This is a genomic window from Peribacillus sp. NPDC096447, assembly GCF_044762725.1.
Lineage (GTDB): Bacteria > Bacillota > Bacilli > Bacillales > DSM-1321 > Peribacillus.
Window position 1 is genome coordinate 414281 of record NZ_JBIWEV010000001.1, and the last position, 24161, is coordinate 438441.

A 24161-nucleotide genomic window follows, 5' to 3' on the forward strand; every position below is an offset into this window, starting at 1 on the left:
GTAACAAGCGACCAATTCCCCTTTTGATAATTTCCCCCATCCCCCTCATACATGTCCAACTGTATTCATATGATGAAATATCAAGAATGTGGGACTCTTTCGATTTGATTCAACAGATTAATGTTTTTAACCACTCATCACGCGCGAAAACGGAGGGGAAAAATGAAAGTACAATTGAAGTATACCGTCTTTTTGGTCTTGACCACCATTTTTGTCATCCTATATTTATCAAATCATAAAAGGGCAGAGGAAACCATCATTTTTTTTCCCATCGATTCCTCGCTCCATTTTGAACATGCTTCCACCCACCTGAAACCGGAGGCTACCGGGGATTCAACCTATACCATCACTTGGAGGGTGGATTCTTCATTGGACCAGACAGCTTACTTGCGTCAGGACGTATCGCTTTTATACAAAAATGGAAAATTGGCAGGAACCTTAAAAAATTGGCGCCAAAATAAACAAGAACTCTCTCAAAAAACGAAAACTAAAGAAACCGAGAGTGGTCGTTATGAAGCGGTAACGTTTCATTATGCCGAGGTTCATCCGAGTGACACAATTTTCACCAGTGCCCAGCAGCTCAGTAAAGATAAACTCTATACAGTAACGACACCGGTTTTTCAATATTTCCACCGTCCTCTTTCAGAAGAACAGGTTCAGTGGAAAAAAACGCTGGACGGCTTGACAGATCAAACGGTTCGAAATGGTTTGGAAAAAGCCGGTCAAGCATTTCAGGTTAATCTGGATCAGTACAAAATCATCTCTTTAACAGATCTGCCGTCAAAGAAAAATCAATGGCTTGCTGACTTCCCCCAATTCAAACGGGAAGAAATTGTGGGGAAACTGTGGGAAGGACTTTACAAAAATTACGTGTTGGGAATAAAAAAGGAGGATGGTTCCACTGTGAGTCCACAAGGCAGCACCATCCCCCTATTGCTTATGGCGAACAATCAAAGTGAAATACTTGTCTTGTTTACCTTGAAAGACGGTTCCCCAATCATGCTGCGTCAAAAGTTATAGCCGGTTTTCAATTTCTTCCAGCAGTTTAGTATATGATTTATTATCCGGGGCAAGCTCAATGGCCTGAACAGCTTGCTCCTTAGCTTGATCGAATGATTCGAGATTCATGTAGACTAAGGCAAGATTGTAATGGGCTTCATGCAAATCCGGAGTGTTTTCAATCGCTTTTTCATAATAATCCCTGGCTTTATATATGTCCTTTTTATCAAAAGATAAATTTCCCAGCATAAAAAGCGATAGCGGTGCATCAGGATTTGCATCAACATAATTGTTTAACATCTCTTCCGCTTTATCCTCTTCATCATCATCAATATACTTTTGGGCCAGCATGGCCATCGTATTATCATCTATAGCTGCACTTTCCTGATGATTGAATCCAAAGTGAAGCAGGGCATAGGTCAGTATTGCCGACCCGATCAGAAAAGCCAGCTGCCGAAAGATATTCCTGGATTTTGGCAGATGCACCACTCCAGCAGCCAAGAACCCTCCGATCAAACCTCCGATATGCCCTGCATTATCAATTCCCGAAACCGTGAAACCATATATTAAGTTAATGATGATCAACACAATCACCGATGAGCCCATCGAGCGCATGAATAATTTCGGATAGACGATGCCGAAGTACAGAAGTGCCCCAAAGCAGCCAAAAATGGCTCCGCTCGCCCCTGCGGAAAGATTCGGGGTCATGATGAAGCTGCCTAGAGTTCCAGCGAAACCAGCGAATATATAGATGAAAAGGAACCTGGCATTACCGTAAATCCTTTCAACTTCAGCTCCGATCAAATACAATGAAAATGTATTCATCAATAAATGAATGAACCCAATATGGACGATCATCGGTGTAAAGAACCGCCACCATTCCCCTTGTATGATATAAGGGGAAAATTTAGCGCCAAACTCAATCAAAGTTTTGGAATTGGTGCTGCCCCCATTAAACTCCATCAAGATGAACACAGCTATTTGTAACGCCATGAATATATATGTAAAGAATGGCTTATTGGCATTTTGAAATACCTTCTGCTCAGCCTTAGCCTTTTTGACTGACTCCGAGATGGCGTCTTTCTTTACTGCGAGAATCTTTTCCTCATCTATTTCATTATCTTCAAGAACTTGAATTGAAAGTGGTTTTTTCAAAACATGTTCAAGGTTTTGCAACGAATCATGAAAGTTTTCACAAGTTAGAAGAAACGTGTTAACATTCGTTTTTTTAAAGGAAGCCACGCGTGAGCTAAAGTCATGATCATCCACCGGGGCAAATTTACTAACATAGATACTTAATATGTTAATGGGCTTTTTGTATAATTTCCTTCTGATCCTTTCCCCATTCTGCAAAGTTCGGTCGATATCACGTTTCAGCCAATTAGCCCAATCCAAATCATGTCGAATGAGTCTTATGACTGGAAATTCTTTATTCTTATCGCTCTCAAGCCAAATCTCCTGATGGTTTTCCGTGACAGTGATCATTCGATAATCATAATGGGCAGACAACTCCCTTATGGTTTCCCAAAACAAATAATCCTCTTTAAATCCCAATGCCTTCCCCACTTTCCAATGAAACTTAAGCTTTTAAAATTCCTGTTTCTTAATTAAAACTATAGACGAAATCATGAAAAAAGTAAAAAAGGAGACTGCTTTCCCGGTCCTTAAAAATAAAAAAAGGAACCCCTGATCAGGTTCCTTTTTAAGATGCCGGCATTCTCATTTGGTCTGACTGAACATGCTTTGCATCATTTTATCCCTGAACATTGGCATATCCAAGGATTTAGTCACTAGAAATCTTCTTAAAATGCCGTTGGACAGCGCAACGTTTATCAGGCGGTACCGGTTTTTGTAACCTGCATAAACAGCTAAACCAACCAAGAAGATTTGAATAATTAATCGAAGCATAACAATCCCTCCTATCAATAGTGTGATACAGGACAGGATTTTTATGAGCTAAAAGTGATAATTAATAAACTTCTTCTAATGGGTGTACGTACGTATTACCCTGGATGGGGTAATGAGTTTGCCTACCGCTATATCATGAACCTCTATCGGGAGTTCATCCATTAATTGAAGCTCGTATGTAAGGGCCAATGTATCTCCGCGGTAATAAGATAGGAAACGGTCATAATAGCCGCCTCCAAAGCCTAGGCGATACCCTTCCTTGGTAAAAGCAAGACCGGGTACGATCAATGCATCCAATTCCTCTTTCCGAGCCTTGGCTGTTTCAGCCACTGGTTCAAGCAACCCGAAATAAACAGACTCCAGCTGATTGAAGGACGAGATTTTCTTGAATTCCATTGTCTTTTTTTCAGGATCACATTTTGGTACTGCCACTTCTTTTCCTTCACTCCATGCTTGTTCAATGATCCGTACCGTTGGAACTTCGGGCGGTATGGAGATGGTGATGCCAATGGTTTTTGCCTTTTTCCATTCCTCCAGCGAAAATAAGTTTTCAGCGATTCGGTTCGATAGTTCCTCATGTTCCTCTTTAGTCAGCTCCATTAAACGGGACCTAACTTCTTGGCGGAGCTTTTTTTTGTTTTCTTTCATCTCTTCCGACTCCTTTAGTCTACTTCTATCATTATCTCATAATATTTGTTCATTTACGAAAATACGGTGTCGGAAATCGCCTAATCATTAATGCATCATGAAAATATCCACTAAAGGAAAAAGAGGAAGAAGGAATTAAAAAAATACATAAAAAAAACAACAGGAAAAATCCTGTTGCTTACTTTGTTTCACGGTGAGTCGTGCTGCGTTTTTCTCTTGAGCAGTATTTTTTAAGCTCAAGACGGTCTGGATTGTTACGTTTATTTTTTTTAGAAATATAGTTACGGTCTCCACATTCAGTGCAAGCTAATGTAATATTTACGCGCATTGTGTATTTCCCTCCAAACATATTGACTTTTTCACATAGGACTTTTCTATAATACCATTATTCAATGCGAATTGCTAGTATGTTTTTTGGGAAATCCAACTTTAACTTTTTTGAATTCTTAATTGTTTACGTTTTGCATCGTCAGGAGGAGCTGATTATTTATGACTTTCGCTTCTTCTTTCGTTTCAGCATGAATGACCCAGGCCACAGCTTCCACACATTCCTTCGGCAAGATTTCAGTCTCTAGCGTAAACACGCTGGTAACTTCCCCTTTGGCGAGCGGTGAATAAGCCAGGAGCCCCTCTTTCAATGATTTGAAGCATCCCTCTTGATATAGGCTTCCCTTTCCTTGGATGCAATATTGAGAGATGCTTTTTCCTTTCACCAATCCACCCAATAAGGCAATCGATTGAGGGGCTACATGTAAAATCGCCCGTTCATTCGGGCTGTAAAAAGCCACCGCCTGCCTTTCGAAAGCGTTTTCATAGTGAAAAAACACTTTTGGGCGCTTCGTCTCGAATGAGGTATTTCTAATCGTGAACTTCGAAAAGGTCACCTGCCCTTGGGTATATGTTTGTGAAAGTGTCCGGATCTCTCCATTAGGATGACTCATCATATCTTCCTCAGGATACCAATCAAAACTCTCATCCATCCATAACCCAGCTTTTAATCCCTTACGAAATATATCCTGGTTATCCTGCGGCATATACGCGAATAGCGAATTCATATAATCATCCCTTCCCCTTCTTTATCCTTATATAGCTTATCGTTAGGCGCTGACAGTGAGACTATCCACTTTAGAAACTGCACACCATTTTCTTATAGGTTTACTGATTTTTAACTATTCAAAATATTTTGTTTTTTCGATTTATTCTATCTTTATGTTAGCACTGAATTGGCTGATGGACAATAAACACATTTTGTCGAATTTTATGTATGTTATCTCTTAAAGGTTTTTTTCCCATTTTAATGCTTGATTTTTTTTATTCAACGACGGTCATAAAGCTTTTCGACAATATTTGAAACAAAGTTGACAATAAATGAAGTTTACGGCCCACTTCCGAGAATATAAAAATATGAAAATCTCCATTTTTTTAAAAATATGTGTAAAATATAAATATATTGTCGAAAATTAGCTTCTGAGGTGAAAACATGGAAACACTTATCATCCTTCTTTTTTCATTAGCGATCGTCCTTCTCATCATTTCCTTTTTCGGTAAAGATAAAGTTGCCAAATTAGAGGAAGATTTGGAGCAGATGACACTAACGTATATGCAGGATATCTACCAATTAAAGAAGAAGGTGAAGATTCTTGAAGAGGAATTCGTTATCCAGGACGATCCTGTTCCCCCTGTAAAGGTTAAATCAACTATCAATTCCAATGATAGCGAACCCATACATGAAATTTTAAAAAGCCAGGTTCTATCTTTATATAGTCAAGGTCTTTCTTTGGACCAGATCGCCAGACAATCCTCATTAACGAAGGAACAAACCATTGCAGTGATCGAGCAGCAAAGATTGCGGGGTGAATGAGAATGAACAAAGCGAGAATGCAAGGTCTTTCCGCCGGTATCATTTTTACAACAACAATCTTTGCTGGCTTTTATTATGGCACCGGATTATTCGAAGGCACCAATCCCACTGCGGAGGAAGCTAAGGAATTGCTCGTGAAGAAAGGATACGTCGTTACACTTCCTATGGAGGAAACTGAAAAGACCGTCCAACCAAAGGATCCGGATAAGGATTCAATGGAGAAAGGGGCTTCAAAAAAAGATCCCTCCATCGTCACCTATACAATTAAAGTGAAAACGAATATGACCACTACCGAAATTGCCAATAGCCTTGCCAATGAAAAAATCATCGATGATGCTGCTGAATTTGAAGCTTACATGAATGACCATGATTTCTCAAAAAAAATACAAATCGGTAAGTTTGTTGTTACGAATAATATGACATATAGACAATTGGCCAATACTTTGACCCATTAATGAATAAGAGAGACTTTTAAATGGACGATGTCCGAGAAAAAGCCTCTCTTTTTTTCAATCAGGATGGGTTCATTCATTCCTGCTGATATATCTCCCTCTTACCAGGAAGTAAATATTCTCTGCGATATTCGTTGTATGGTCCGCTGTTCTTTCCAAATATCGAGCAATTAAGGAAAGCTGTGTAACCTGCTGAAGGTTTTTTTCATCTGAAAGGCGAAGGAGACTCCTAATCATATCTCCATAAAAGCGATCAACCTCGTCATCCATTTCAATTATTTCTCTTGAAAGAACAACATCTTCCTTCTCAAATGCTTCTATTGAAAGTTGAATCATATTTAATGTAATATCATGCATCTGCTTTAATGGTGTTAAAGGCAGAATAAATGGCTGGTCACCGATTCGGATGGCTGATTTAGCGATATTCACACCAAAGTCCGCCATCCTTTCAATATCAGAGGCGATTTTTATGGCAGCAATGATACGCCTTAAATCAATCGCAACCGGCTGCTGCTTAGCAATCAGTAAAATCGCAAAATCATTAATTTCCTCTTCCAGTAAATCAGCGATTGTATCATCATCAATAACTTCAAGAGCCTCTTCTACATTATTGTTTTCCAGTGCGGCATATGATTTTGATATGGCACTTGAAGCTAAATTAGCCAACTTAATGATTTTCTCCTGTAACTCTTTCAATTGAAGCTCGAAATTTTCACGAACGATCATTATCGCATCTCCCTTTCTCTTTAACCGAAGCGTCCGGTAATGTAATCTTCTGTTCTTTTATCATTCGGATTAGAGAAGATGGTGTTTGTATCAGAATATTCGATGACTTCCCCATTTAAGAAGAAGGCTGTTCTATCAGAGATACGTGCTGCCTGCTGCATGTTATGGGTAACGATGATGATGCTGAAATCCTTTTTCAGTTCTTGGACCAATTCTTCTATTTTCAAAGTGGATATCGGATCAAGGGCAGAAGTCGGTTCATCCATTAATATGACATCAGGTTCAATTGCCAAACATCTGGCAATACAAAGGCGCTGTTGCTGTCCACCTGAAAGTCCATATGCATTTTCATGCAGTCGGTCTTTGACTTCATCCCAGATGGCTGCCCCTTTTAAACTCTTTTCGACGATCGCATCAAGAATTTTTTTATTTTTAATTCCATGGATTTTTGGTCCGTATACAACATTTTCATAAATTGATTTAGGAAAGGGATTAGGCTTTTGGAAAACCATTCCCACCTGTGTCCTTAAATCTTCCACCTTATAGGACTGATCGAGGATATTCCTGTTTCTATATTTAATCTGGCCAGTCGTTTTCACATCCGGGACTAGCTCTATCATTCGGTTCAATGTTTTGATGTAGGTGGATTTCCCACATCCTGAAGGCCCAATGATGGCGGTCACTTCATTTTGGTGCATATCCAGATTAATATTTTTCAAAGCATGGTTATCTCCATACCATAAATTGAGATTGGATGTTTCATACACCTTTTCCGTCAAGGCAGCTGATCCGACTTTTTCGATTCCGATTGCCGGTGACTCTTTTTCTCTCGTTAAGGTCATATTCATGCTTCCTTCCTCCTATCAGTATCTTTTCTGGAATTTATTTCGAATTATAACCGCTATTGAATTCATGAATATTAACAGGATGAGTAAAACGATGATTCCCGCGGCAGCAACCTGCTGGAATTCCTCCTGCGGACGGGATGTCCAATTATAGATTTGCATCGGCAGCACTGTGAAAGTATCCATGACCGTTTGAGGTAAAAAGGCGATGAACATTGGTATGCCAACCACCACCAATGGAGCCGTTTCACCGATTGCACGTGATAAGGCAAGTATCCCCCCAGTTAAAATGCCAGGTATCGCAGCAGGCAGGACCACTTTCAATATCGTTTGCCACTTTGTTGCACCCATTCCAAATGAAGCTTCCCTTAAATCACGAGGTACGGCACGTATGGCCTCTTGGGCAGCTACTATGATGACAGGAAGAACAAGTAGGCTCATCGTCAAGCCCGCTGCCAATATGGACCGGTCCAAAGCTAGAGCACGAACGAAAACCGTTAAACCCAAAAGCCCAAATACTATTGACGGGACACCCGCCAGATTGGAAATATTCACTTTGATAAAAGTGGTGATCCAATTCTTCCGGGCATATTCCTCTAAATAAATGGCCGTTCCAACTCCAAGCAGCAGGGAAAACGGGGCCACCACTACCATCAACCAAATTGAACCGATCAACGCTGCCTTTATACCAGCCTCTTCAGGTTTCCTGGAAGCGAAATTCTGAAGAAAATCCCCATTCAGACTGCCAATTCCTTGAGTGAATATCCGATAAAATAAGATGGCCAATACGAGGAGGCCAACCAATGTTGCCAAGAAGAATAATCCTTTACAAATCGTGTTAACAGCCAGCCTAGCAGGCATTTTTTTTGCAACATGACTTTTGTTTATCAGTTTCATGTCTTAGTATTCCTCCCTGAACTTGCGAGAGATGAACTGCGCCAGTAAATTCATGATAAGCGTAAAGACGAACAGTGTCATTCCAACCGCATAAATGCTGTAGTAAATCGTTGTCCCATATCCTGCATCCCCCGAACTTACCTGTACAATATAAGCGGTCATCGTCTGAATCGATGAAGTGATATCCATGCTCATATTTGGGGTCGAGCCACCGGCAACACTCACAATCATGGTTTCCCCGATCGCTCTGGATAGAGCAAGAACGATGGATGCCACAATTCCTGAAACGGCTGCTGGCAATACCACTTTAATTGTCGTTTCGAGTTTCGTTGCTCCTAAGGCATACGCACCTTCGCGAATCGACTTCGGTACTGATACAAGGGCATCTTCCGACAAAGAGGCTATCATCGGCATGATCATGATTCCTACAACGATTCCAGGACTTAGAGCATTGAACATGTCAAGGGAAGGAAATAAATCCCGTAAAACCGGTGTTACAAAAGTTAAGGCAAAGAAGCCGTAAACGATAGTAGGAATTCCAGCTAAAACTTCTAAAATCGGCTTGATGATTCTGCGTGTTTTCTCTGATGCATATTCACTCAAGAAAATGGCTGTTGCAAGCCCTACTGGAACTGCAACCACCGCTGCTATGACTGTTATCTTCAACGTTCCCACGATAAGCGGCATAATCCCATAGGACGGTGTAGATGCAAATGGCAGCCATTTAGCTTCTGTAAAAAATTCGACGATAGATACTCTGTCAAAAAAGATAAATGTTTCAAATATAAGCGTCAGGATGATCCCGATTGTAGTAAAAACGGAAATTGCCGCCGTAAGGAACAAAAGCTTAGGGATGACTTTTTCCATATTCATTTTTTTCTTACTTTTCTTTTCCAGGATCATTTGCTGTACAGAATAGGTTTCTGTTTTTCTAAGTTCCAACTTGCATCCTCCATTTCAGACACACAATATTTGGATTTACAAGCTGTTACCCCCGCCTTAATCGAGTCAAGGCGGGATTTCAGTAGCCTGTAAATCGTTTATTTTTCCAGTTCTTTTAATTTATCAAGATCTTTCTGGTACTCTTCTTCCGGCAGGCTGATATAACCCACTTCTTCAGCAAGCTCTCCTGCATTTTCAATGACGAATTGAGTATAATCAGCAACTTGTTCTTTTTCAGCTACCGACTTATTAGCTACATATGTGTAGAGTGGACGTGACAATGGTGCATACTCCCCACTTTTAATCGTTTCATGTGTTGGCTCTACAGCACCTTTGCCGTTGTCGATGGAAATGATCTTTAACTTATCTTTATTTTCAGAGTAGTAGGCATAACCGAAGAAACCAATCGCATTTTTATCACCTTCTACACCTTGTACAAGGACATTATCATCTTCTGAAAGCGTAGCATTTTCCACCATCGGTTTTTCTTCTAGGATCACTTCATTGAAATAATCATATGTGCCTGAATCTGTCCCCGGAGAGTAGAATTTAATTTCTTCCTTCGGCCATTCAGGACGTATATCAGACCATTTCTTCACCTTTCCATTATCAATCCACAGTTTTTGAAGTTCTTCAACTGTTAGTGAATCGATGAATTCATTATCTTTATTGGCGACGATTGAAATACCGTCAAATGCCAGTTTCAACTCTGTATATTTAACTCCCTTTTCATCAAGTAAGGCAGTTTCTTCTTCTTTGACCGGGCGGGATGCATTGGCTAGGTCCGTATCACCAGCGATGAATTTCTTGAATCCCCCACCTGTTCCTGACGATCCCACTGAAACCTTCACATCAGGCTGTGTAGCCATATATTCTTCTGCAACTGCCTCCATGATCGGAAAGACCGTTGAAGAACCATCCGTAATTACTTCTCCCTGCAGTTGGCCAGATCCTTTTCCTTCACCGCTGCTTGTCTTAGTGTCATCGGATCCACAACCCGCCGCTACTGCAATTACTCCACCCATCATTACAGTCATTGCCATACCTTTGAAACGTCTCATTTGTAAATCCCCCTAAGAATTTTATATGAATATTTTGTCCTACTCTCACATCATACTTTTAGACTGTAAACTCCGTTTGAAGCAAATGTAAACATTCAGTAAATAATTGTGTACTAATTGTAAAGATGAGAGCTGTACGACCTAGATCTTCAAATGCAAAAAAAACACGTTTCCGGTTTTACCCAAAAACGTGTTTTAACCTTTTATTCATTTTCCTGGCTTTTTCTAACTTCAGCTTGGTCCTTTTGAACGTCTTTACCATTCTCCACTTTCAAATCAGTCGAGGTTTCGGTATTTTCCTTCTTAGCCCGTTCTTTTTTCAGTTCGAAATAAGTATCCATGATTTCTTCACCTATTTCTTTACTCATGCTGTGGCCCGTATGTCCTTGGTATGCCCACGGCACAACGACCGCAAAAGCGACCTCAGGATTTTTAGCTGGGGCATAGCCAACAAGCGTAATGTTCATCGTTTCTTGGGGCTCGCTATAATTCATCCGGTTCGGGCCGTCATAGAATGCTTCCGCCGTCCCGGTTTTAGCTGCCACTGTATACGATTTTTTCCCAAAATAGGTATAAGCCGTTCCGCCTTGTTCCATCGCAACTTTCTCGAAACCGCTCTGAACACGTTCAACCCATTCCTCCTTCATATCAAGACGATTAAGGACAGTCGGTGAAACGTCTTCGGCAACAGGTCCCAATTCCTCATTATTATCAACCGGATCGCGGATTTCCTTAACCATATGCGGCTTCATGCGGTTACCGCCATTCGCAATGGCTGAAACATATTGCACGAGCTGCATTGGTGTGTACGTATCATACTGTCCGATAGCAAGGTCAAGCAGCTTACCTGGAGATGTTTCGGAACCTTTGAATCCGCTCATTTCATTCGGGAGATCAATACCCGTGCGGACACCCAAGCCAAACTGGGCAAATGAATTCCGCATGGTTGAAAACGCGCTTGAACTAATGTTCAAAGGTTCATTCGGCACATAATTCGCACCTGCAATATTAATTGCCGTTCTGAACATATAAACATTCGAAGATACTTTCAATGCGGTCAGATCATTAATGTTCCCGAAGTCACTATATGAGCCTTTGGCAGGTGTACCTTTGATTTTCAACTTCGTATCGTAAAAGTACGTACCCGGCTGGATCGCACCTTGCTGATAACCGGTTAAAACCGTAGCACCTTTAACCGCAGAACCCATCGTATAGGAAGTCGTGATATTTCCTAATGCAAAATCCTCAATGGAGGATTTCCCCGTTTTTGGGTCCTTCTCATATTTCTTGCCAGCCATCGTTAATACTTCCCCAGTATCGGGATCCATCATGACGACAAACGCCCTGTCCAGGAATTTGGTATTACCCATTTTTTTCTTGGCAATCAATTGCTTTTCAATGATTTCCTCAGTTGCAAGCTGTAAATCCATATCAACTGTCAATATAAGATCTTTTCCTCGCGAACCTTCAGTAATCACTTCGGAATCAACGACATTTCCTGATTTATCGGTCACATTCCTTACTTTCGCTTTCTGACCTTGGAGGATTTCTTCATATTGCGCCTCAATATAACTCTTACCTACACGGTCATTCCGGCTGTAATCACGTGCGAGGTAGTAGTCCAGGCTTTCACTAGGCAACCCTTCTTCAGATGAGGAAACTTTACCCAATACAGATTTAAGTGTTTTATTATATGTATAAAAACGATCCCAATCTGTAGATATATCGACCCCTGGGAGCGAATCAAGGTTTTCACTCACCTTGGCGAATTCTTCTTTTGTTACTTTCTTGTTTTTCACAATTTGCGGGGTAAGGGCATATCCGCTTGCAAATTCCCTATAGATGGCAAGAACTTCAAGTTCCTTTTCCGAAAGCTTTGTTTCTTCTGCAGTAATCCGATCAAGCTGAAGCTTATACAAATCACTTTCTTCCATCTCGCCTTCTTCCACTTTTTTCCGCTCTTTATCGGTTATCTTTTTCTCGGCCAGCTTTGGATTCTTCAAAATCCAAAAATCCTTTTTATCGCGTTCAGTCACTTTGTCTGTTTCCTTTTCGATCAACTTCGCGAGTTTCTCAGCCGTTTCCACCATTTCTGTTTGTTTCGTACCTTGTTTTCGTGTATATGTAATTGCATCCAGTGGTTGGTTATCGACCATCAGTTTCAAATTCCGGTCATACATTTTCCCACGGGGCACCGAATTATTCACGGTCACTTCCTCTGTTCTTTCAATCTCACGCCGGTAATCATCACCATAAACAATCTGTACAACACCCAAGCGTAAAATTAAAGCGGAAAACAAAACAAATACTAAAAAGAAAAGAATATTCAATCTGAAAGGCACATGCGTCTTTTTCTTTTTCTTTTTATTCACACTAAGCCACACATCCTTCTTACATAGTCATAATAGTCCTATACTATTCTATAGAACATTTATATTTTTTTCTACCTTAGTGTTCTAGAAATATTAAACATCTAACGAACTTTACATAAAAAGTGACTTACGGCTCATAGATCCTAAAACCGTAAGTCCCGATATTGGAAAAGAGGCCTCTAAGGCCTCTTTTTCAATCTTGGTCAATGATATCGATTTTCCGTATAAACCAATATATCACGGTATGCCCTGCCCCGACGATTAACAGATAGATCGGCAGTACTTCCTTTAGGTCGAATAACATGACGGAAAGTATGAATCCTGATATCGATACTATCCTTCCAATATGAACGAACAGTTCCCGGACAACGATATATTCAATCCTCATTTCCGCTGCTTTCCAAGCACGGCCTATAATGTCATACGTCAACGATATATAAGGGACCAAAAGAATAGGATAAGCGGTGGCGACAATTGCCCCATAAATGAGAAGCTTCCCGAATGTGATATCAAATGCAATCAATAAGACCCCTGCATACAACAGGATTCCTCCAATAAGAATGGCCTTTTTTCGCATCGGCTGTTTTATATATCGTGAAGCAAAAAAATACGCAACGAATGAAATGGCAGAATTCAACAGACCATAGCTCCCTAAGGCAAGTTCACTATCCGTCTGAATGAAAACGTTAATCGAAATGATGAACATGAAGGTGCCCTCTCGTATCCCTTGGAAAAAGTGAGCACGTGTGATCAAAAGCCAATTCCGATTATTTTTCCGTTCCTGCAAGATCCGAAGGAAACAGTATCTGCCATGTGCTGGACGTCTTTTTAACGAAAAGCTAAGAAACACCGCAACGGAAAACAATAGCAAAGACAATCCGAATACAATGGAATATCCCGTGAATTTTTCAAGCCTCGAAATGATGAACCCTGAAAGAATCGGACCGACCATTCCCCCAAGGGATGATAAAATCCCTAAAAAACCATTGAAGAAATCCCTTGTTTCCGGTTCAGTTATCTCAAAAGTCAAAACATTATAGGCAAGCCAATAAAACCCATAACCGATTCCTAACAGTCCACCAAGCAACCAAAGGAAATCCGTTGCCCGTGTACCGACCAATAGGACTGATAAATAAAATAGGGCCAAAAAGATAACACCCAGACGCAAAACAATGATTCGATCAACCTTTTTCGCCAGCCTGCCAGCAAAGACAAAGGTAAGCGGTTGAAAAAGCACCACGGTTAGATTATATACGGCAATATCAACAATTTGACCGGATTGTTTCCACAAGTACACATTAACGAATGTATTGGATAAAGCAATACTTAGGCTGTACAGCCCGCCAATAAACAAAAGGAGGTGCAGATCCTTCTTTCCCCCCGCTTCACCCAACCATCTCTCTAAAATACCCATTGTTTTAACTCTCCTTTAAATTCCACTCTAGTGTTTGAAAAAACAAAAGAATTTATGTAAAAAAAGGTAAAGAAAACTCTTCGATTGGCGAAGGCAGAGAAGTAGTTGCCCTTATACTGTTTTCATTTTGAACTTGGACAAATAACAGTGTAAAGAAAACTCTTCGATTGGCGAGACAGAGAAGTAGTTGCACTTATACTGTTTTCCTTTTGAATTTGAAAAAGAACAGTATAAAGAAAACTCTTCGATTGGCGAAGATGAAGGGGATGTTCATGAATTTGGAGTGTTTACTCGTGAATTCGGGCTTTTACTCGTGAATTCGATGCTTTTACTCGTAAGTTTTAGGATTTTACTCGTGAGTTTCGAGATTTCACTCAGGAATTGGAGTGTTTACTCGTGAATTTGTGCGTTACTCGTGAATTCGATGCTTTTACTCGTGAATTTCGGGCTTTTACTCGTGAGTTTTGAGCTTTTACTCGTGAAATTGAAGAGTTTACTCGTGAATTTGTGCGTTTCCCGTAAATTCGCAGCTTTTGCTCGTGAATTTCTTTCACTTCTTTTGGCGAAACAGCAATACGAGTTGCCTTTATATTTTTGTTCCCGTTCGGATTAAAGAAACAAAAAAAAGACAGGATTCCTTTTCACAAAAGGAATCCTGTCTTTTTTATTTACAAATTATTTTGCAGCGCTGTAACGTTTTGCAACCTCATCCCAGTTTACAACATTCCAGAAAGAATTGATGTATTCAGGACGACGGTTTTGGTAGTTTAGGTAGTATGCATGTTCCCAAACGTCCAATCCAAGAAGCGGTGTTTTACCTTCTGATAATGGATTGTCTTGGTTTGGTGTACTTGTTACTTCCAACTCGCCATTGTTGACTGCAAGCCAAGCCCAGCCAGATCCAAAACGAGTAGTAGCCGCTTTAGCGAACTCTTCTTTAAAGCTGTCAAAGCTTCCGAATTTTGAAGTGATAGCATCCGCTAATTCACCAGTCGGTTGTCCGCCGCCGTTAGGTGAAAGGATTTCCCAGAATAAAGTGTGGTTAGCATGTCCGCCACCATTGTTGCGTACAGCTGTACGAACTGCTTCAGGTACTGCGTCAAGGTTAGCGACGATTTCTTCAACGCTTTTGCTTAGAAGTTCTTGGTTACCTTCTAGGGCATTGTTCAGGTTTGTCACATATGTGTTGTGATGTTTAGTGTGGTGAATGTTCATTGTTTCTTTGTCGATGTGTGGTTCTAATGCATCATATGCATACGGTAATTGTGGAAGTTCAAAAGCCATAATAAAATTCCTCCCTATGTAAGCTTTTATTTTTTGAGGGCTTCAGTTCTCGAAAGATACCTAAAGCTCGCTAGAAATAGAGTATCAAATTTTTGTAACCGTTTCAAACCTTATGCCTCAATTTTTCATTTTTCGATTATATTTCCTATGAGAATACCACGAATAGAAAATATCCAATCATCAGAAGTTGGATGATGCCTTTTGTAATGACGCTGCTTATAAAGCCTACAACGGAACCAAGGCCGATTTTCGAAGCAGTAACCGGGTCTTTTTTATGTACTAGGATTTCTGCCAGGAATGCCCCGATGAATGGTCCTATTAGTATTCCGAGGAACGGAATCACGAATGGCCCGACCAGAAGCCCAATCGTACTGCCCCAAATTCCCGCTTTCGTGCCTCCATACTTTTTGACCCCGACCATGTTCGCAATATAATCAGCTGCGAATAAAAGGATGACGAATAAAATTTGGACCGTCCAGAAAAACCAGCCAAATGGTTCAAAAGAATAAAATAATCCATAGAGCAATATTCCGCCGAAAATGAATAAAACACTTGGGATGATTGGAAAAATCAGACCGACAAACCCCATTATGAACATGAGGGTAATTATTATCCAAAATAGTGTATCCATTACTAAAACGCCCCTTTCTCATTTGATATATAATTTGACTTTATCTCTCCATAATTACCTCATTACTGATGGTTGAAACCAATGAAGCAGAATACAGGTTGTTTTATTTTTCCCATATAGTTAAAATTGGTTAGGAATCTTATATAGTTAGGTGCTGAAAACATTGAACATATTCAAACAACTATGGGTAAGCTTGTATTCTCCTAAAGATATCGCTTCCTTTCAAAACCAAGGTATCGGGAAAACGATATTATTCGTTTTCTTTATAAGTCTCATCGCCTTTCTCCCTTCAGCTTTTTATTTCGGGACAATGATAGTTGACGGGATAGATGCCATGCACGAAACAGTATCCGAAGATTTACCGGCATTTGAAATCAAAAATGGCACGTTGACAACTGAACAAGATGAGCCATTTAGCCTGAATAAAAACGGATATCAAATTTTTGTAGATGGTACGGGAGCATTGACCCCGGAAGAAGTAGCCGCAAAAGCTGATGAAGCTGTCGCGCTTTTAAAGTCAGATCTGGTTTTCGTATCCGGAGGCAACGTGCAATCCTCTCCATATTCGGTTCTGGAGGGAGATAATCAGGAAATATCCACTTGGCTTGATTCAGTTGAATCTGTGCTGCCTATCATCCTTCCATTGCTTCTGCTTATATTATACCTGTTTACTGCTAGCGGAATCTTCATTAAAGTGACAATCCTTGCCGCTTTCGGTCTTTTTTTCAAAAATGCTCTTGGCCGTCCTCTTTCCTATAGGCATCTATGGAGAATCGGTGCTTACAGCATAACGCTTGCCACCGTATTCTTCACCATCATGGATGTTTTTCAAGCAATGGTACCGTTCGCTTCCATCATTAGCTGGTTTGTGACATTGATGATGTTATATTTATCCATTAAAGAAACATCAGCCAATAAGATCGGAAATTGACATTAACAAGATTGGACTCAGACTGTAGGCAAACTCGATGAGAATCGAGTTTGCCTACAGTCTTTTAAGGCTTTGTAAAATTCGGACGTTGATTGGAACCCGGGCGGTCTTTGCGCCTGCGGAGTCTCCCTAAGACACGTTTTCCCCACAGGGGTCTCGCACACCTGTCCCAATCAACTTGTTTAAAATTCAGATAGAACCCCATTTGTCTACAAACTGAGATTCGACCACCTGGTCCGGCTCTTTTTGCTTAAGCATAAAATCGGGTAATCCATGCTTTTTGCAGCATATGACTACAGTCATCATTTTTTTATATTACTTAATTCGACAAAATACTCACTAAGTTATTCCTATACTTATGGTTGAAATAGTATTTAAGAGGTGATAGACGTGAAGGAGAGTCATATTGATGTACAGTGGTTGTTACTCATAATGGAGGCAAAAAAGAGTGGTCTGACCCCAAAGGAAATTCGCTCCTTTCTTAACACTCATTCAAATAATAAGGATGTTACTCAATTGAAATAGAAAAATTTGAATGGTCACTCTCATATTCCATTTGAAAAACCGCCCATTTTTAGGCATATTTTTTGACCCCTCCAAGTATAGATGAATTAAAGACAAGCTTGGGAGGATGGAAAATTGAAACGGCTACTGCTTTTTATCTCATTCTGTTTCACTTTATTTATTATTTATTTTGATTTGACTACGGGTACCCTGCCGGCTTCCCATCCACCGGCCTCTACAGGCGAACCGGCCGTCCCGGCCAGCCAGCCTGCATCCGCACCATCTGCCGCTTATAAAGAAATTACCATGAAACCGGGTGATACCTTACTTTCCATCGTCGAAACGGAAAAAGGCGGATCCAATCAGCCAATCGAAACGATCATCACTGACTTTCAAAGTTTGAATGAAGGATTGAAGCCCGAGGATATGCAGATTGGCAAAACATATAAGATTCCCGTTTACAAATAACCCCAAAATAGGAATCTGCCCCTTCACAAGAACCATTAAGGGGATTTCCCAAGCACTGAGTGTATCCAGAAATTAGGGAATGTCTTATGATGAAAAAACATTATGCGTCCTATTTCCTTGTCAAGCGGTATGTACATTGATACAATATTTCAGAGAAACAAATTAAAAATCAAAACTGATTTTTTCCTAAAGGAGAGAATTCCACTTGAGTGAAATCATACATCGAACCAAGACGCGGCCAATTAAAGTCGGAAACTTAACGATTGGCGGCAATAATGAAGTTATTGTACAAAGCATGACAACGACAAAAACACATGATGTTGAAGCAACGGTTGCAGAGATTCTTCGCCTTGAAGAAGCTGGATGTCAAATCGTACGTGTCGCCTGTCCGGATGAAAGGGCAGCTGATGCAATCTCTGAGATAAAAAAACGGATAAACATCCCTCTTGTAGTCGATATTCATTTCGATTATAAACTTGCTCTGAAGGCAATTGAGGGCGGAGCTGATAAAATCAGGATTAATCCTGGTAACATCGGTCGCCGTGAAAAGGTTGAAGCAGTAGTAAAAGCTGCGAAGGCTAAAGGAATACCAATTCGCATCGGGGTCAATGCTGGTTCTCTAGAGAAGAAAATCATCGAGAAATATGGCTTCCCGACTGCTGATGGAATGGTAGAAAGTGCTTTACACCACATTAAGATCCTGGAAGATCTGGATTTTCATGACATTATCGTTTCCATGAAGGCTTCCGATGTGAATTTAGCCATCGAGGCATATGAAAAAGCTTCAAAAGCATTCGATTATCCTTTACATCTTGGAATCACGGAATCAGGTACACTGTTTTCAGGAACCGTAAAAAGCGCTGCCGGACTAGGTGCCATCCTAAGTCAGGGCATCGGAAGCACGATGCGTGTTTCCTTAAGTGCCGATCCTGTCGAAGAGGTGAAGGTGGCAAGGGAGCTTCTAAAAGTATTTGGCCTTGCTTCCAACATGGCCACTTTAATTTCCTGCCCTACTTGCGGTCGAATCGAGATTGATTTGATTTCCATCGCCAATGAAGTTGAAGAGTACATCCAGACGGTCAAAGCGCCAATCAAGGTATCAGTGCTTGGTTGTGCGGTAAACGGCCCTGGAGAAGCCCGTGAGGCTGATATCGGCATTGCCGGGGCTCGTGGTGAAGGTTTACTGTTTAGAAAAGGTCAAATTGTTCGTAAAGTGCCTGAAGAGACGATGGTCGAGGAACTTAAAAAAGAAATTGACAAAATCGCTGAAGAGTACTATGAAAAACAAAGAGCCGAAGCTGCTGCTGCAGCTTTACTAAATAAATAAAACAAAGAATCCCGAATTTTCATTATCGGGATTTTTTGTTTTATACCATTTGAAAAACCCTTTGATGCATTTTGGAAAATGACATCAAAGGGTTTAATGATGTTAAAAGAACGGCAGGATGAATATGCCAACGATGATGGAGATTGCACCAATGACGATGGCCCAAGTACCCAAGTTCGATCCCCGGCTTCTGGCCACTATCCCTACAATGATACCCACAATCCCTAAAATGAAAGGCATCATGAATAAAGATAAAATGGAGATGATCAAAGCTATGACACCAATCGCTTTACCTCTTGATGCCACATCCCCAGAACCATTATCCTCTGCAGGCCCATCATTATTATATGACCTGATTCGCTGAGGCGGTGTTGAAATTTCTGCAGACGTTTCTTCCTGATACCGGTTATCCATATTGGTTATGGTCCCACGACTTTCATATCGTCTGTCCTCTTCAGGTGTATCTTCATTATAATACCGCTCATGATGCTGATCATCCACAACGGTTGGTTCACTGCCCTCTTTCGCCAATTGCATTTCATCGTCAATACTGGAGTATTGATCTTTTTCCATTCGTGCATCCCTCACTTTCATTTGTGAAGCATTTATAGTGTATGTAAAAATCGCGGAACCCATCGTGAAAATGGTTTCATATCTTGGAAATAAATACGGGTATTTACCAAAGCTATGTTGGGATATGTTACACTATTACAAGTATTGAAAATGAGGGAGAGATTCATCATGAAAAAACGTTTTGGCATCGATATAGACGGGACTGTTACAAGACCTGATTCCATGGTCCCCTTTTTAAATAAAGCTTTTCAGCTTAATTTAGCTTATGAAGACATTACCGAATATGACTTATTCCCTTTCGTGAATGTTCCAAAAGAGGATTTCACTAAATGGTTCATTGAGAGCGAGCCACTCATCTATTCAGAATCATTATTGGCTGAAGGTGCAAAAGATGTATTGGAAAAATGGACAGAACAAGCTAACCTTTATTTCATAAGTGCCAGAAGCAACCGTTTATTGGATGTAACCAAAAATTGGTTCACGTCGAATGAAGTCCTATATGATCATATTGAGCTTGTAGGCTCACACGATAAAGTGGCTGCAGCCAAAAAATTCGAAGTCGACCTCTTTTTAGAGGACAAGCACGATAATGCAGTGGCGATTTCGGAAGAGTGTAAAATACCCGTGATTTTATTTAATACTCCTTACAACCAAGATCCCGTGCCTGAAAGGGTGATTCGGGTCAACAATTGGCAAGAAGCCTCTGCCTGGGTGAATAATTGGATGTCAGGGCAACCGGCAACTATAAAATGAGACAAGAAAAAACCATTGACTGGAGGTCAATGGTTTTTATGCATCCAAAGATACGCTACATGAGGGACAGCGTCCGTAAATTTCAAATTTATGTCCCGAAACATCGTAGTCCTTTAAGCTTTCCTGAAGTTCCTGCATCGGGCACAATTCGATTTCTTTCGTTTTTCCACAATTCAAACAGATGAAGTGGTGATGGTGGGAAGAATGACCGCATGTAAAACGAAAACGCTTTTCCCCTTCCAACTCGGTCGCTTCAAAGATGCCCAGTTCTACGAATAAGGAAAGATTTCTGTAAATCGTATCGAAGCTCAAACCTGGATAATCCTGCTTCATATTCTCCAATACATCTCTGGCCGTTAAATATTTATCACTGGAAGAGAAAAGCTGAAGCATTTCTTCCCTCTTTCCTGTATGCTTAAAACCTTTATCTTTTAATAGTTGCATGGCAGTAGTTACGTTCATAATACATCACCCCATCTATCGATTTTTCCACTTATCAAACAAAATTGACAAGATGAGAATTAGTACAGCTATTATTACAATGGTCCCGCCAGGAGCAAGGTCAAGGTTGTATGATAAGAATAATCCGCCTATGACAGAAACTTCACCGAATAAGACCGAATATCCAATCATCTGCTTAAAACCCTTTGCAAAGCGGAGACTAGCAGCTACCGGGAGCGTCATGAGCGAAGAAACAAGTAATATGCCAATGATTTTCATGGAAGCGGCAATGACCAATGCGACCATTACAATAAAAATAAAATGAATCGCTTTATAAGGTATTCCAGACGCTTTCGCATGCTCTTCATCAAAAGATAACAGAAATAATTCTTTATACAATAGAGTGAGAATCAAGGCTACGACTATCCCCACTGCCAAAATGACATATAAGTCCGCCCGGCTGACGGCACTGACACTGCCAAATAAATAACCGTATAAATCCGTATTGAAACCATCTGCAATGGATATGAAAATGACACTGAGACCCATGCCGCCTGACATTATGATCGGGATTGCAAGCTCTTGATAATGCTTGTACACCCCTCTTAATTTTTCAATGAATAATGAACCACCTACAGAAAACGCCATTCCTATATAAAGTGGATTCAATCCAGCTAAAGATAGAAAGCTCTTCTGCAGCAATAAACTAAACGCTATCCCAGCAAGCGCTACATGACTTAGCGCATCGGAAATCATCGACATCCGCCTTACCACGACAAAAACGCCCACTAATGGCGCAATCGCTCCGATGATGATTCCGGTCAAAAATGCGTTCTGCAAAAATTCAAATTGCAATATCCCCGATATCATTGGGCTATCCTCCAAAACATATTAATGATCATGATTTAATAATTGGACCCCATGTCCATAAATGGACGAGAGCTCACCTTCATCCAACTCATTATATTCACAGGCATCCCCGTGAAAATGAAGCTTTTTATTTAAACAGGCGACATGTGTGACTTTATCGGTCACAGTACCAACATCATGAGTTACTAAAATCAGGGTTATTCCTAATTTTTTATTCAACATCTCAAGCATTTCATAAAATTGGTGGACGTGTTTTGAATCAACGCCAACCGTAGGCTCATCCAATATCATCAATTCCGGTTCGCTGACCAGTGAACGGGCAATGAACACCCGCTGCTGCTGGCCTCCGGACAATTCCCCGATATTGCGGTTCTGATATTCAAGCATATCCACGGATTCCAGAGCCTTCTTCACCTTTTGCTTATCCTCTTTGCCTGCAAACTTAAGCAAGCCGATTTTTTTGGTCAAACCGCTCTGGACCACTTCAAAAACTGTGGCAGGAAACCCAGAGTTGAAGGAGTTCGCCTTTTGGGAAACGAAACCGACCTTTTGCCAATCTTTAAACCGTCGTATGTCTTCCCCGAATATTTCAATTTTTCCCTTTTGGAGCTTGAACAGACCAAGCAGCAACTTCAAAAGCGTTGACTTACCGGACCCATTCGGCCCAACGATTGCTAAGAAGGCCCCTTTAGGGATTTCAAGCGAAACATGTTCCAGCACTAGATCTTTTGTATATTTGTAAGATATATCTTCAAATTTAACTATGGGGTTTACTACATTATCCAAAGAGATCACCTATTTTTTTAAGAATCATTACGATTAACAATCGTTAGTATAAATCAAAGAAGCCAAGATGTAAAGAAACCGGTCCTCTGAACAAGTGCCGGTACGCCCTGAACCACAAAAAAATGTGAGCTGAACCAAACTTACCGTAATCAAACAAAGTTTCATGTTCACATACGTCTTCCTCCTTCATATGTTTTAACAAAGGAGGAGATCGTTTGAAATTATTTGAAATGATGGTCAATCACAAAATCAACAGTATTCGCCCCGATGAACTGCTTTCCCTTGCTAAACAGCATAAGGTTGCACTCACTCAAAAACAAGCACAGGATATCACTGCACTTCTAGCAGGTAAAAATATTAACATCTTTGATATACGTCAAAGACAGAACGTGCTTGGTCAAATTACAAAAGTTGCCGGAGCAAGCACAGCCAGGGAAATAGAATCCCTCTTCAACAACCTTACTTCCACTTTTTAAAGATCGTAAGCCAGCTGCAGCTTTATTTGAGCATACTTAATGCAAATGAAAGGACGATTCATCTTTTTCGATGAATCGTCCCTATTATGATTATTGTTGAAATATGATCTTATCCAATAGATCTTCATCAAATTGATTATTCTTGAACATATCAATTTCAAATTTATATGGTGCCTTTTTGTCTTTTTTGTCTTCCCCTACATAAGGTGTTTCCAGGATTTTCGGAACACTGCTTAATTGCGGATGGTGTACAATAGCATTCAACGCCTTAAAACCAATATGACCAAATCCAATGTTTTCATGGCGGTCCTTGCGCGTACCGAGTTCGTTTTTGCTATCGTTTATGTGAAGGACCTTGATGCGGTCAACACCGACCAATTTATCAAATTCATTCAGTACGCCATCAAAATCCTCGATGATATTATATCCGGCATCGTGAGTATGGCAAGTATCGAAGCAAACCGATAGTTTTTCATTATGGGTCACACCATCAATGATCATCGCCAGCTCTTCGAAAGACCTGCCACATTCAGACCCTTTACCCGCCATCGTTTCAAGGGCAATCTGAACTTTATCGTCGGCAGTCAGCACCTCATTCAAACCTTCGATGATTCTCTTGATTCCCAGTTCACTGCCTGCACCGACATGCGCACCTGGATGAAGTACGATCTGCCTTGCGCCAATGGCTTCGGTCCGATCGATTTCGCTGCGTAAGAAGTTGACTCCAAGCTCATATGTGGCTGGATTCGTGGTATTTCCTATATTAATAATATACGGGGCATGGACAACAATATCGCTGATTCCATTTTCCTCCATATGCAGTCTTCCGGCTTCGATATTTAAATCCTCGATTTTTTTACGTCTTGTGTTTTGAGGGGCCCCTGTATAGATCATGAATGTGTTGGAGCCATACGAAGCCGCTTCTTGACTCGCAGCCAGAAGCATACCTTTCCCGCTCATTGAAACATGCGATCCAATCTTCAGCATCTGAT

At 40.6% G+C, this 24161-nt stretch carries 28 protein-coding genes; 9 read left to right on the plus strand and 19 right to left on the minus strand.

Translation table 11 applies throughout. The annotated features are described in order from the left end of the window. The first annotated feature begins 162 nt into the window (after window positions 1–162). Window positions 163–1020 (plus strand): hypothetical protein, encoded by an 858-nt coding sequence (locus ACIQZD_RS02075; protein WP_402897657.1) that lies wholly within the window; start codon window positions 163–165, stop codon window positions 1018–1020. Here ACIQZD_RS02075 and ACIQZD_RS02080 read toward each other — a convergent pair. The 5 genes from ACIQZD_RS02080 to ACIQZD_RS02100 all read right to left on the minus strand — a co-directional run bounded on the left by ACIQZD_RS02080 (window position 1015) and on the right by ACIQZD_RS02100 (window position 4610). Further along, window positions 1015–2553, minus strand: a complete 1539-nt coding sequence (locus ACIQZD_RS02080) for a rhomboid family intramembrane serine protease (RefSeq protein ID WP_402897659.1) — start codon at window positions 2551–2553, stop codon at window positions 1015–1017. The two genes, ACIQZD_RS02075 and ACIQZD_RS02080, sit on opposite strands and share 6 nt — an antisense overlap. A gap of 165 nt (window positions 2554–2718) precedes the next feature. Beyond that, window positions 2719–2907, minus strand: coding sequence for a hypothetical protein (locus tag ACIQZD_RS02085; RefSeq protein ID WP_101222568.1), 189 nt, complete (start codon window positions 2905–2907; stop codon window positions 2719–2721). A gap of 75 nt (window positions 2908–2982) precedes the next feature. Further along, entirely contained in the window at window positions 2983–3555 is a 573-nt protein-coding gene (locus tag ACIQZD_RS02090; protein WP_402897662.1) for a 5-formyltetrahydrofolate cyclo-ligase, read from the minus strand. Window positions 3556–3733: 178 nt separating this feature from the next. Further along, complete coding sequence (gene rpmG / locus ACIQZD_RS02095; protein WP_028391797.1) at window positions 3734–3883, minus strand: 50S ribosomal protein L33; 150 nt, start codon at window positions 3881–3883, stop codon at window positions 3734–3736. A 118-nt stretch (window positions 3884–4001) separates the two neighbouring features. Continuing rightward, window positions 4002–4610: a hypothetical protein gene (locus ACIQZD_RS02100; RefSeq protein ID WP_101222570.1), complete on the minus strand. Its 609-nt coding sequence runs from the start codon at window positions 4608–4610 to the stop codon at window positions 4002–4004. Window positions 4611–5035: 425 nt separating this feature from the next. Here ACIQZD_RS02100 and ACIQZD_RS02105 point away from each other — a divergent pair, with 425 nt between their 5' ends. Together ACIQZD_RS02105 and ACIQZD_RS02110 are read left to right on the plus strand one after the other, a co-directional pair. Next, window positions 5036–5416, plus strand: a complete 381-nt coding sequence (locus tag ACIQZD_RS02105) for a hypothetical protein (protein WP_402897664.1) — start codon at window positions 5036–5038, stop codon at window positions 5414–5416. Window positions 5417–5418: 2 nt separating this feature from the next. Then, the gene (locus tag ACIQZD_RS02110) at window positions 5419–5871 is read left to right on the plus strand and encodes a hypothetical protein (RefSeq protein WP_402897666.1); all 453 of its coding nucleotides are present in this window, start codon (window positions 5419–5421) and stop codon (window positions 5869–5871) included. 69 nt (window positions 5872–5940) lie between these two features. Here ACIQZD_RS02110 and phoU read toward each other — a convergent pair whose 3' ends face one another. From phoU to ACIQZD_RS02155, 9 genes are all read right to left on the minus strand, one after another. After that, window positions 5941–6594 (minus strand): phosphate signaling complex protein PhoU, encoded by a 654-nt coding sequence (gene phoU / locus ACIQZD_RS02115; RefSeq protein WP_402897668.1) that lies wholly within the window; start codon window positions 6592–6594, stop codon window positions 5941–5943. A 20-nt stretch (window positions 6595–6614) separates the two neighbouring features. Next, a complete protein-coding gene (pstB, locus tag ACIQZD_RS02120; RefSeq protein ID WP_402899847.1) occupies window positions 6615–7436 on the minus strand; it encodes a phosphate ABC transporter ATP-binding protein PstB in 822 nt (273 codons plus the stop codon). 21 nt (window positions 7437–7457) lie between these two features. Further along, the gene (pstA, locus tag ACIQZD_RS02125; RefSeq protein WP_402897670.1) at window positions 7458–8336 is read right to left on the minus strand and encodes a phosphate ABC transporter permease PstA; all 879 of its coding nucleotides are present in this window, start codon (window positions 8334–8336) and stop codon (window positions 7458–7460) included. Between the two features lie 3 nt (window positions 8337–8339). After that, window positions 8340–9239 (minus strand): phosphate ABC transporter permease subunit PstC, encoded by a 900-nt coding sequence (gene pstC, locus ACIQZD_RS02130; protein ID WP_402899850.1) that lies wholly within the window; start codon window positions 9237–9239, stop codon window positions 8340–8342. Between the two features lie 137 nt (window positions 9240–9376). Continuing rightward, window positions 9377–10339, minus strand: a complete 963-nt coding sequence (locus ACIQZD_RS02135) for a PstS family phosphate ABC transporter substrate-binding protein (protein ID WP_137016284.1) — start codon at window positions 10337–10339, stop codon at window positions 9377–9379. Window positions 10340–10542: 203 nt separating this feature from the next. Further along, complete coding sequence (locus ACIQZD_RS02140) at window positions 10543–12711, minus strand: peptidoglycan D,D-transpeptidase FtsI family protein (protein ID WP_402897672.1); 2169 nt, start codon at window positions 12709–12711, stop codon at window positions 10543–10545. Between the two features lie 193 nt (window positions 12712–12904). Next, entirely contained in the window at window positions 12905–14125 is a 1221-nt protein-coding gene (locus ACIQZD_RS02145; RefSeq protein ID WP_402897674.1) for an MFS transporter, read from the minus strand. Between the two features lie 675 nt (window positions 14126–14800). Then, complete coding sequence (sodA, locus tag ACIQZD_RS02150; RefSeq protein WP_034308436.1) at window positions 14801–15409, minus strand: superoxide dismutase SodA; 609 nt, start codon at window positions 15407–15409, stop codon at window positions 14801–14803. Window positions 15410–15554: 145 nt separating this feature from the next. Beyond that, on the minus strand, window positions 15555–16040 hold the full coding sequence (locus tag ACIQZD_RS02155; protein WP_402897676.1) for a DUF456 domain-containing protein: 486 nt from the start codon (window positions 16038–16040) through the stop codon (window positions 15555–15557). Window positions 16041–16203: 163 nt separating this feature from the next. Between ACIQZD_RS02155 and ACIQZD_RS02160 the strand changes: the two genes are divergently transcribed. The 4 genes from ACIQZD_RS02160 (at window position 16204) to ispG (ending at window position 19270) form a co-directional block, all read left to right on the plus strand. Continuing rightward, on the plus strand, window positions 16204–16971 hold the full coding sequence (locus ACIQZD_RS02160; RefSeq protein ID WP_402897678.1) for a DUF1189 domain-containing protein: 768 nt from the start codon (window positions 16204–16206) through the stop codon (window positions 16969–16971). Window positions 16972–17361: 390 nt separating this feature from the next. Further along, window positions 17362–17496: an anti-repressor SinI family protein gene (locus ACIQZD_RS02165; protein ID WP_284702854.1), complete on the plus strand. Its 135-nt coding sequence runs from the start codon at window positions 17362–17364 to the stop codon at window positions 17494–17496. A 114-nt stretch (window positions 17497–17610) separates the two neighbouring features. Then, on the plus strand, window positions 17611–17943 hold the full coding sequence (locus ACIQZD_RS02170; protein ID WP_350299487.1) for a hypothetical protein: 333 nt from the start codon (window positions 17611–17613) through the stop codon (window positions 17941–17943). Window positions 17944–18157: 214 nt separating this feature from the next. Beyond that, window positions 18158–19270, plus strand: a complete 1113-nt coding sequence (gene ispG, locus ACIQZD_RS02175; RefSeq protein WP_185116202.1) for a flavodoxin-dependent (E)-4-hydroxy-3-methylbut-2-enyl-diphosphate synthase — start codon at window positions 18158–18160, stop codon at window positions 19268–19270. 102 nt (window positions 19271–19372) lie between these two features. Here ispG and ACIQZD_RS02180 read toward each other — a convergent pair whose 3' ends face one another. Beyond that, window positions 19373–19843 (minus strand): DUF4190 domain-containing protein, encoded by a 471-nt coding sequence (locus ACIQZD_RS02180; RefSeq protein WP_402897682.1) that lies wholly within the window; start codon window positions 19841–19843, stop codon window positions 19373–19375. A 168-nt stretch (window positions 19844–20011) separates the two neighbouring features. On the opposite strand from ACIQZD_RS02180, the gene ACIQZD_RS02185 reads away from it, so the two are divergent. Beyond that, window positions 20012–20596 (plus strand): 5' nucleotidase, NT5C type, encoded by a 585-nt coding sequence (locus ACIQZD_RS02185; protein WP_350299489.1) that lies wholly within the window; start codon window positions 20012–20014, stop codon window positions 20594–20596. A gap of 36 nt (window positions 20597–20632) precedes the next feature. Here ACIQZD_RS02185 and ACIQZD_RS02190 read toward each other — a convergent pair whose 3' ends face one another. From ACIQZD_RS02190 to ACIQZD_RS02200, 3 genes are read right to left on the minus strand one after another with little or no spacing between them, the layout of a single operon-like run. Beyond that, window positions 20633–21058 carry a Fur family transcriptional regulator gene (locus ACIQZD_RS02190; RefSeq protein WP_402897684.1) on the minus strand — a complete coding sequence of 142 codons (426 nt, stop codon included), beginning with the start codon at window positions 21056–21058 and terminating at the stop codon, window positions 20633–20635. A 15-nt stretch (window positions 21059–21073) separates the two neighbouring features. Then, window positions 21074–21907 (minus strand): metal ABC transporter permease, encoded by an 834-nt coding sequence (locus ACIQZD_RS02195; RefSeq protein ID WP_402897687.1) that lies wholly within the window; start codon window positions 21905–21907, stop codon window positions 21074–21076. A gap of 21 nt (window positions 21908–21928) precedes the next feature. Further along, window positions 21929–22693: a metal ABC transporter ATP-binding protein gene (locus tag ACIQZD_RS02200; protein ID WP_402897689.1), complete on the minus strand. Its 765-nt coding sequence runs from the start codon at window positions 22691–22693 to the stop codon at window positions 21929–21931. Between the two features lie 215 nt (window positions 22694–22908). Between ACIQZD_RS02200 and ACIQZD_RS02205 the strand changes: the two genes are divergently transcribed. Beyond that, a complete protein-coding gene (locus ACIQZD_RS02205; protein ID WP_063233031.1) occupies window positions 22909–23169 on the plus strand; it encodes a DUF2624 family protein in 261 nt (86 codons plus the stop codon). 90 nt (window positions 23170–23259) lie between these two features. Here ACIQZD_RS02205 and ACIQZD_RS02210 read toward each other — a convergent pair whose 3' ends face one another. Beyond that, window positions 23260–24156, minus strand: coding sequence for a deoxyribonuclease IV (locus ACIQZD_RS02210; RefSeq protein WP_402897691.1), 897 nt, complete (start codon window positions 24154–24156; stop codon window positions 23260–23262). Window positions 24157–24161 lie beyond the last annotated feature (5 nt).

What these genes read in the sequence shown, in the direction of transcription:
- ACIQZD_RS02155 (WP_402897676.1), bottom strand. Translation starts at nt 16,040, where the DNA reads ATGGATACACTATTTTGGATAATAATTACCCTCATGTTCATAATGGGG.
- pstA (WP_402897670.1), bottom strand. Translation starts at nt 8,336, where the DNA reads ATGAAACTGATAAACAAAAGTCATGTTGCAAAAAAAATGCCTGCTAGG.
- pstB (WP_402899847.1), bottom strand. Translation starts at nt 7,436, where the DNA reads ATGACCTTAACGAGAGAAAAAGAGTCACCGGCAATCGGAATCGAAAAA.
- ACIQZD_RS02210 (WP_402897691.1), bottom strand. Translation starts at nt 24,156, where the DNA reads ATGCTGAAGATTGGATCGCATGTTTCAATGAGCGGGAAAGGTATGCTT.
- ACIQZD_RS02180 (WP_402897682.1), bottom strand. Translation starts at nt 19,843, where the DNA reads ATGGAAAAAGATCAATACTCCAGTATTGACGATGAAATGCAATTGGCG.
- sodA (WP_034308436.1), bottom strand. Translation starts at nt 15,409, where the DNA reads ATGGCTTTTGAACTTCCACAATTACCGTATGCATATGATGCATTAGAA.
- rpmG (WP_028391797.1), bottom strand. Translation starts at nt 3,883, where the DNA reads ATGCGCGTAAATATTACATTAGCTTGCACTGAATGTGGAGACCGTAAC.
- ACIQZD_RS02135 (WP_137016284.1), bottom strand. Translation starts at nt 10,339, where the DNA reads ATGAGACGTTTCAAAGGTATGGCAATGACTGTAATGATGGGTGGAGTA.
- ACIQZD_RS02110 (WP_402897666.1), top strand. Translation starts at nt 5,419, where the DNA reads ATGAACAAAGCGAGAATGCAAGGTCTTTCCGCCGGTATCATTTTTACA.
- pstC (WP_402899850.1), bottom strand. Translation starts at nt 9,239, where the DNA reads ATGATCCTGGAAAAGAAAAGTAAGAAAAAAATGAATATGGAAAAAGTC.
- ACIQZD_RS02105 (WP_402897664.1), top strand. Translation starts at nt 5,036, where the DNA reads ATGGAAACACTTATCATCCTTCTTTTTTCATTAGCGATCGTCCTTCTC.
- ACIQZD_RS02185 (WP_350299489.1), top strand. Translation starts at nt 20,012, where the DNA reads ATGAAAAAACGTTTTGGCATCGATATAGACGGGACTGTTACAAGACCT.
- ACIQZD_RS02090 (WP_402897662.1), bottom strand. Translation starts at nt 3,555, where the DNA reads ATGAAAGAAAACAAAAAAAAGCTCCGCCAAGAAGTTAGGTCCCGTTTA.
- ACIQZD_RS02190 (WP_402897684.1), bottom strand. Translation starts at nt 21,058, where the DNA reads ATGAACGTAACTACTGCCATGCAACTATTAAAAGATAAAGGTTTTAAG.
- ACIQZD_RS02195 (WP_402897687.1), bottom strand. Translation starts at nt 21,907, where the DNA reads ATGATATCGGGGATATTGCAATTTGAATTTTTGCAGAACGCATTTTTG.
- ACIQZD_RS02075 (WP_402897657.1), top strand. Translation starts at nt 163, where the DNA reads ATGAAAGTACAATTGAAGTATACCGTCTTTTTGGTCTTGACCACCATT.
- phoU (WP_402897668.1), bottom strand. Translation starts at nt 6,594, where the DNA reads ATGATCGTTCGTGAAAATTTCGAGCTTCAATTGAAAGAGTTACAGGAG.
- ACIQZD_RS02145 (WP_402897674.1), bottom strand. Translation starts at nt 14,125, where the DNA reads ATGGGTATTTTAGAGAGATGGTTGGGTGAAGCGGGGGGAAAGAAGGAT.
- ACIQZD_RS02085 (WP_101222568.1), bottom strand. Translation starts at nt 2,907, where the DNA reads ATGCTTCGATTAATTATTCAAATCTTCTTGGTTGGTTTAGCTGTTTAT.
- ACIQZD_RS02100 (WP_101222570.1), bottom strand. Translation starts at nt 4,610, where the DNA reads ATGAATTCGCTATTCGCGTATATGCCGCAGGATAACCAGGATATATTT.